Source organism: Longimicrobiaceae bacterium, from assembly GCA_035936415.1.
In the GTDB taxonomy this organism is placed as follows: Bacteria; Gemmatimonadota; Gemmatimonadetes; order Longimicrobiales; family Longimicrobiaceae; genus JAFAYN01.
This window is the reverse complement of the sequence record DASYWD010000123.1, coordinates 1-6,559: the sequence shown is the minus strand read 5'-3', so window position 1 is coordinate 6,559 and position 6,559 is coordinate 1. Positions and strand designations below refer to the sequence as shown.

The 6,559-nt window shown below is 73.1% G+C and carries 7 protein-coding genes; 6 read left to right on the top strand and 1 reads right to left on the bottom strand.

Features of this window, described 5'->3' with window-relative positions:
• From VGR37_04675 to VGR37_04650, 6 genes are all read left to right on the top strand, one after another.
• Positions 1 to 321: hypothetical protein (locus tag VGR37_04675; protein ID HEV2146691.1), on the top strand; the 321-nt coding region annotated here is incomplete at its 5' end.
• A gap of 83 nt (positions 322 to 404) precedes the next feature.
• On the top strand, positions 405 to 647 hold the full coding sequence (locus VGR37_04670; GenBank protein HEV2146690.1) for a CDGSH iron-sulfur domain-containing protein: 243 nt from the start codon (positions 405 to 407) through the stop codon (positions 645 to 647).
• 108 nt (positions 648 to 755) lie between these two features.
• Positions 756 to 1,625, top strand: a complete 870-nt coding sequence (locus VGR37_04665; GenBank protein ID HEV2146689.1) for a sulfurtransferase — start codon at positions 756 to 758, stop codon at positions 1,623 to 1,625.
• Positions 1,626 to 1,799: 174 nt separating this feature from the next.
• Positions 1,800 to 2,570, top strand: coding sequence for a hypothetical protein (locus tag VGR37_04660; protein HEV2146688.1), 771 nt, complete (start codon positions 1,800 to 1,802; stop codon positions 2,568 to 2,570).
• Positions 2,571 to 2,730: 160 nt separating this feature from the next.
• A complete protein-coding gene (locus VGR37_04655; GenBank protein HEV2146687.1) occupies positions 2,731 to 3,903 on the top strand; it encodes a DUF2911 domain-containing protein in 1,173 nt (390 codons plus the stop codon).
• 28 nt (positions 3,904 to 3,931) lie between these two features.
• Positions 3,932 to 5,698 carry a CHASE domain-containing protein gene (locus VGR37_04650; protein HEV2146686.1) on the top strand — a complete coding sequence of 589 codons (1,767 nt, stop codon included), beginning with the start codon at positions 3,932 to 3,934 and terminating at the stop codon, positions 5,696 to 5,698.
• Positions 5,699 to 5,788: 90 nt separating this feature from the next.
• Here VGR37_04650 and VGR37_04645 read toward each other — a convergent pair whose 3' ends face one another.
• Positions 5,789 to 6,394, bottom strand: a complete 606-nt coding sequence (locus VGR37_04645; protein HEV2146685.1) for a NifU family protein — start codon at positions 6,392 to 6,394, stop codon at positions 5,789 to 5,791.
• Positions 6,395 to 6,559: the final 165 nt, after the last annotated feature.

Here is a 6,559-nt window from a genome sequence, read left to right as displayed (position 1 = left end):
CACCCGCACCCCGGCCGCCGGCACGGCCGGGGCGGCTCGCTCTGGGTTGGGGTCGCCCACGGGCTGGCGGGGACGGCGCCGCTGCTCGCCCTGCTCCCGGTGGCGCTCACCGCCTCCCCCTGGACGGCGGCCGGGTACCTCCTCTTCTTCGGCGTGGGGACCACCGCGGCGATGGGGATCTACGCCCTGGTGGCGGGGCTCCTCTTCAGCCAGGCCGGGCTCCGCTTCCCCTCCCTGGCCGGAGGCCTGCGCGCCGCCACCGCGCTGGGAAGCGTGGCGCTGGGAATCGCGTGGATGTACGGGGCCGCCGCGGGCGCGTGAAGGACGGGAACGCCGCTTGCGGCGGGAGATGGCGACTTCGGGGCGGCGGGCGCCTCCGGACGACCACACACGGGAGGATGCGCATGGCGGAAGACGCGGGCGTGACCATCAAGGTCAACAACAACGGCCCCTACTGGGTGGAGGGCCCCGTCCGGATCGTGGACGCGGACGGCAACGAGTACGACATCTCGGCGAAGAAGCGCGTCTCCCTCTGCCGCTGTGGGGCGTCCACCAAGAAGCCTTTCTGCGACGGGACGCACTCCCGCATGGGGTTCGAGGCGGCGGAGCGCGCGGTGCGCGAGGCGGAGGGCGGCGGCGCGGCCTGACACCCCGGCGCTTCGCCCGGTCCGCTCTCCGGGGCGGACCGGGCGCTTTCATGTACGGCATTCCCGGGCGGACCCCGTCCGCCCGACCCTTTTTCCAGGAGGCAGACCATGGCGAGCCGGCCGATCGAGCAGCGCGGGTACGCGAACCCCGATGCGCTGGTCTCCACCGAGTGGGTGGCCGAGCACCTCGACGACCCCCAGGTGCGCATCGTGGAGTCCGACGAGGACGTGCTCCTCTACGACACGGGACACGTTCCCGGCGCGGTGAAGGTGGACTGGCACGCGGACCTCAACGACCCGCTGATGCGCGACTACCTGGACCCGGAGTCGTTCGCGCAGCTGATGCGGGAGAAGGGGATCGCCCCCGACACCACCGTGATCTTCTACGGCGACAAGAACAACTGGTGGGCCACCTACGCGCTCTGGGTCTTCCGGCTCTTCGGGCACGACCGCGTGAAGGTGATGGACGGCGGGCGGAAGAAGTGGGAGGACGAGGGGCGCCCCATGACGACGGACGTGCCCCGCTACCCGCCCACCGACTACCCGGTGCCGGAGCGCGACGACGAGCGGATCCGCGCCTTCCGCGACGACGTGCTGGAGCACGTCCGGGAGAAGGGGCAGCTCGTGGACGTCCGCTCGCCGGAGGAGTTCAGCGGCGAGAAGCTGCACATGCCCGACTACCCGCAGGAGGGCGCCATGCGCGGCGGGCACATCCCCGGCGCGAAGAGCATGCCCTGGGCGCGCGCCGTGAACCCGGACACGGGGGAGTTCCGCTCCGCGGATGAGCTGCGGGCGCTGTACCAGGAGCAGCTCGGGCTGGACCCCGGGCGCGAGACCATCGCCTACTGCCGCATCGGCGAGCGCTCGTCGCACACCTGGTTCGCGCTCACCTACCTGCTCGGCTTCGACAACGTCCGCAACTACGACGGCTCCTGGACGGAGTGGGGCAACTCCGTGCGGCTGCCGATCGAGCGGTAGCCGGAGCTGCCGCGCACGCGGGCGCCTGTGCTGCTAAGTGATTTCCCTACAGTCGGATGTCGCTGAGCTGCCTGCTTGCGGTCGGTGGTCTGGTTCGTGCAAACGGATGCGGACGCTGCGGGGAGTGGCGATGGCGGCCCTGTGCGCCACTTACACTTTCTGAGGATGTGCGAGATGAAGAAGAACCTGGCGATGGCCCTCCTGGTCCCGCTGCTGTGGGCGTGCGATTCGACCGGCCCCGACGACGGGCGTCGGGTGGCGGTGCGCTTCGACGCGATCACCTCCACGGGCTCGTCCGCCTCCCAGAGTTCCGGCTCCGGGGCGTCGTTCGACCACGTTCCGGCCAGGGGCCCGATCACGCTCACCGGCACGAACGGAACGCTCGTGATCCAGGACATCCGACTGATCGTCTCCGAGATCGAACTGGAGCGCGCCGAGGGATCGTGCCTGACGGGGAACGATGACTGTGAGGAGTTCGAGGGCGGTCCCTTCCTGGTGAACCTGCTGGACGGCACGGCGGCCGAGGTGGTCAGCGCGGTGATTCCGGCGGGTACCTACACGGAGTTCGAGTTCGAGGTCGAAGACCTGGACGCGGATGACGACGACGAGGCCTCCGAGCGGCAGAGGGTCGAGGCCATCCTGGCGCAGATGCGCCAGGCGTACCCCGGCTTCCCGAGCAGGGCGAGCATGGTCGTGCACGGCACTTTCACCCCGACCGGCGGGAACGCGCAGCGATTCACGGTCTACTTCGACGCGGAGATCGAGGTCGAGCACGAGTTCGCTACTCCGTTCCGGGTGCCGGAGGATGGGGCCATCACGGTCAACCTCCACCCGGCCACCTGGTTCAGGTCGGGTACGCAGGTGCTGAACCTGGCCGCGCTCAACGGGAAGACGGTGGAGTTCGAGGCCGAGTTCAAGAGCGGGATCAGCGTCGAAAAGGACTGATCTCCGCTCGACCGCGTCTCGTGGACGGGCCGGGTACCCCTGCGGGCACCCGGCCCGCTTCGGCTCCGCCCCTCGCTCGTTCCATACCCGTTGCGCGGCGCCGGTGCGGACGCCATCCTCTTCCGTGCAGCCACTGTGGACCCCGCACCCAGAGGACACCATGCGCCCCTCGCCGCTCCGCCTGCTCACCGGCCTCGCCGTTCCCCTCCTGGCCGCGCACCCCGCCCCGGCCGCCGCGCAGACGCCGCCCGACTCCGGGGCGTACGTCATCCGCCTCGGCAGCGACACCGTGGCGGTGGAGGAGTTCACCCGAACGGGCGACCGCATCCGGGGGCGGCAGGTGGTGCGCACCCCGCGCACGCAGCTCCGCGAGTACGCCGGCACCCTGGGGCCGGACGGCACCCTCTCCAGCTTCGAGATCGCCTTCCGCAACCCCGGCCAGGAGCAGCCGTTCATGCGCGGGGTCGCGGAGCTGGGCGGCGACAGCGCGACCGTGCGGGTGACGCGCGGGGACAGCACGCAGACCTTCCGCATGGCGGCCTCAGCGGGCGCCATCCCCTTCCTGGGCTACTCCGTGGCGCTCTACGAGCTGCCGCTGGCGCGGGCGGCCGCCACCCGGGCGGACAGCCTGGCCGTGGCGATGGTCCCCATCGGCGGGCCGAACCCGCTCGCGCTCACGGTGCGGCGGACCGGTGAGGGCGAGTACGCCGTGTCCAACATCGCCGGGGTGAACCGGGCGCGGACCGACGCGCGCGGGCGCCTGCTCGCCTGGGACGGGAGCGGGAGCACGCTCAAGATCGTGGCCGAGCGCGTCCCCGGAGTGGCGCTGGACTCGCTGACCGCCGCGTTCGCCGCGCGGGAGCAGGCCGGGCGCGGCTTCGGGCAGGCGTCGCCGCGCGACTCCGTCACGGCGCGCGTGGGCGATGCCACCGTCGCCGTGAGCTACAGCCGCCCCTCCATGCGCGGGCGGCGGGTCTTCGGTGGGATGGTCCCGTGGGGCGAGGTGTGGCGCACCGGCGCGAACCAGGCCACCCACCTCCGCACCGACCGGGACCTCACCATCGGCGGGGCCCGCGTGCCGGCGGGGAGCTACACGCTCTGGACGATCCCCGGGGAGCGGGAGTGGACGCTGGTGATCAACCGGCAGACCGGGCAGTGGGGGACCGAGTACGACCCGGCGCAGGACCTGGTGCGCGTCCCCATGCAGACCGAGCGCGTGGCCGCGCCGGTGGAGCAGTTCACCATCGCGGTGGAGCCGCGAGGCGGGCAGAGCGTGCTGGCGCTCACCTGGGAGAACACCCGCGCCTGGGTGCCGGTCGCCCCCGCCCGGTAGAGGGCGGACGACCCACCCCGCCGCCCCGATGCCGATCCGACGTCCGCCGCCGCGGCGCACGCCCGCCGGGGCGGACCGGGGCGCGCACGCGCCCTGGATGGTGCTGGCGGTCTCGCTCCTCCTCACCGTGGCGGCCACGCTCGCGCTGGACGCCGCCACGCGCGACCGCGAGCGGATGCGCTTCGAGAACGCGGTGGAGGCTGCGGTCGACCGCATCGACGGGCGCCTGGAGGTCTACCTCACCACGCTGCGCGGCGGGGCCGCCCTGTTCGCGGCGTCGGACTCGGTCACCCCCGAGGAGTTCCGGGCCTACGCCGAGCGGCTGGAGGTGCAGCGCCGCTTCCCGGGGGTGCAGGGGATCGGGTGGACCCGCCGGCTCGCCGTGGGGCTCCCCGGCCCCGTGGACGAGAGGCACGCCATCGTCTACCTGGAGCCTCTGGACCGACGCAACCGCGCGGCGCTCGGCTTCGACATGTACTCCGAGCCGGTCCGCCGGGAGGCCATGGCCCGCGCCCGCGACACCGGGGAGCCGGCGCTTTCGGGGAAGGTGACGCTGCGGCAGGAGATCTACGGCCGGCGCCAGGCCGGCTTCCTCCTCTACCTCCCCGTGTACCGCGGCGACCGCGTTCCCGCCACCGTGGAGGCGCGGCGGGACTCGCTCCTTGGGTTCGTCTACAGCCCCTTCCGCGCGGACGACCTGTTCGCCGGGATCTTCGGCTCGGAGGCGGCGCCGCGCGTCCGCTTCCGGGTGTACGACAGCACCGGGACCCGGCCCGAGGCGCTGCTGCACGCCTCCCCTCGCCCCCCGGGGCACGAGCCCGCCTTCACCGCCACCCGCACCCTCCAGGTCGCCGGGCACCCCTGGACGGTGGCCGTCGCCTCGCAGCCGGCCTTCGAGGCGGGGTCCACCCGCGCCGTGGTGCCCGCCCTTGCGCTCGGCGGGGTCCTGGTGAGCGGCCTCCTCTTCGCGCTCACGCGGGCGCAGGCGCACCGCCGCATCGCCGCGGAAGAGGCCAACCGCGCCAAGAGCGAGTTCCTGGCCACCATGAGCCACGAGCTGCGCACCCCGCTGAACGCCGTGCTCGGCCACCTGCAGCTGCTGGAAATGGAGATCCACGGCCCCCTGGTGGATCCCCAGCGGGAGGCGCTGGGGCGGATCGGCGCCGCGTCGCGCCACCTGCGCGGGCTCATCGAGGAGGTCCTCTCCTTCGCGAAGCTGGAGGCGGGGCGCATCGAGGTCCGGATCGCCCCGGCGGACCTGTGCGCGCTGGCCAGCGAGGTGGCGGCGGTGATCGAGCCGCTGGCGGCGGAGAAGGCGCTGGCCTTCCGCATCGAGGCGTGCGAGGGCGCGGACGCGGTGCCCACCGACGCCGACAAGGTCCGGCAGATCGTCATCAACCTGGCCGGGAACGCGGTCAAGTTCACGGAGCGCGGGGAGGTGCGGATCCAGGTGGAGGTGCGAGGCGGCGAGGTGGCGATCGCCGTGGCCGACACCGGCCCCGGGATCTCGTCGCGGGACCAGGCGCGGCTGTTCCGCCCGTTCGAGCAGCTGCAGAGCGGGTTCTCGCGCTCGCACGAGGGCACGGGGCTGGGGCTCTACCTCTCGGGGCGGTACGCGGCGCTGATCGGCGGGAGGATCGAGGTGGAGAGCCAGCCGGGGCGGGGGAGCGTGTTCACGCTGGTGCTCCCCGTAGAGGGGCCGGAGCTCTCGGAGGACGGGAGGGGTGCGGCGGAGGAGCCGGTGGGAGATGCCGACGCGGAGCCGGAGCGCTCGGCGCAGGCGGGCTCCTCGTGAGCGGCGGAGCCGTTTCCCCGCGCAAGTAAACAGAACGGCGGAACGGCGCGTGAGCGCCGTTCCGCCGTTCGCGTCCCGGGCTGACCGGGGCTAGAAGTACGGGTTCTCGCCCGCGGAGTGGTCGGTCACGTCCTGGATCTCGCCGATCTCCGGGATCTCCTCCCGCAGCGTCCGCTCGATCCCCATGCGCAGCGTGGCCGCGGAGGCGGCGCACCCCTGGCACCCGCCGCTCATGCGGATGAAGACGGTGTTCTCTTCCACGTCCACCAGCTCCACCGCGCCGCCGTGCGCGGCGATGCGGGGGTTCACCAGCTCGTCGAACACCGCCTGGACCCGCTCCGCGAGGGGGCCGGTAGCGGCGGAGCCGCCCTCCGGGCGCGGGGCCGGGCGCGCGGGCTCCGGGGTGCGCACGTCGAAGCCGCTGGCGCCGTTGGCCTCCACCCAGTCTACGGTGGCGCCGCTGAGCAGGTTGGAGGTGTCCAGGTTCAGCAGGACCCGGATCCCCTCCACGTTGATGGCGATCTCGGTGCGCTCCTTGTCGTCCCGCTCCACCAGCGAGATCTGGTAGGGGCGCTGCAGGGGGCTGCGCCGCTCCGCCTCCGGCGCCAGGCCGATGCGGAGCGCGGGCTCCCGCACGACCTCCGCGTCCACCAGCGACTGTATCTTCTCGCGCGCGGTCTCGGTGATCTGGATCATCTGGGTGCCGCCTTTTCTCCTCGGTGGGTCTTCCGGTCCAGTACCCCCCGGTGCGGGAGGGGTTCGGGCCGGGGACGCCCCAAAGGTGTCGCGGGGCGGCGGGGAGCGCAACGGCGGAGCGGGGAGGGGTGGAAACGAGCGCGCCGCCCTCCGGGTGGAGGGCGG